A 971-nucleotide genomic window follows, 5' to 3' on the forward strand; every position below is an offset into this window, starting at 1 on the left:
ATCCTGCTGCAGACGGCCGCGATGATCATCTGGTCGCGCAACCCGCTGCCGTTCCCGCAATTGCTGCCGACCGATCCGATCAACGTGATCAAGGCGACCGACACGACGCCCGGCGCCGTGATCTCGGTCACCGAAATCGTGATCATCGCGGTGGCGTTCATCGTGATGGCAGGCCTCTTGCTGCTCGTGCACAAGACCAAGCTCGGCCGCGCGATGCGCGCGATCGCCGAAAGCCCGAACACCGCGAGCCTGATGGGCGTGAACCCGAACTTCGTGATCTCGGCGACGTTCATGATCGGCTCCGCGCTCGCCGCGCTGGCCGGCGTGATGATCGCGTCCGAATACGGCAACGTGCACTTCTACATGGGCTTCATCCCCGGCATGAAGGCGTTCACCGCGGCGGTGCTCGGCGGGATCGGCAACCTCGGCGGCGCGATGGTCGGCGGCGTGGTGCTCGGCCTGATCGAGCAGCTCGGCGCGGGCTACATCGGCAACCTCACGGGTGGCGTGTTCGGCAGTAACTACCAGGACGTGTTCGCATTCATCGTGCTGATCATCGTGCTGGTGTTCCGTCCGTCGGGCCTGCTGGGCGAACGTGTCGCGGACCGCGCGTAACGGAAGGGGAGCAAACAACATGACATCCATTCAACCGATCGAATCCTCGACGTCGCTCGTCGAAGAACGCAACACCGCCAAGACCGTCGTCATCGGCATCCTGACCGCGGCCTTCGTGATCGCGGCGCCGATCATCATCGGCTCGGCAGGCGGCAACTACTGGGTCCGCGTGCTCGACTTCGCGATGCTGTACGTGATGCTCGCGCTGGGCCTGAACGTGGTGGTCGGCTTCGCCGGCCTGCTCGACCTCGGCTACATCGCGTTCTACGCGGTGGGCGCGTACACGGCGGCACTGCTGAGCTCGCCGCACCTGACCTCGCAGTTCGAGTGGATCGCGGCGCTCGCGCCGAACGGCC

Annotated in this window: 2 protein-coding genes; both read left to right on the top strand. The window is 65.4% G+C overall.

The window, feature by feature from the left end:
- A partial coding sequence (locus U4Z64_RS37290) for a branched-chain amino acid ABC transporter permease (RefSeq protein WP_321822682.1) occupies window positions 1–615 on the top strand: 615 nt, incomplete at its 5' end.
- A gap of 19 nt (window positions 616–634) precedes the next feature.
- On the top strand, window positions 635–971 hold a 337-nt coding region (locus U4Z64_RS37295; protein ID WP_415750633.1), incomplete at its 3' end, for an ABC transporter permease subunit.

It is taken from the genome of Burkholderia sp. BCC1996 (assembly GCF_905339955.1).
Lineage (GTDB): Bacteria > Pseudomonadota > Gammaproteobacteria > Burkholderiales > Burkholderiaceae > Burkholderia.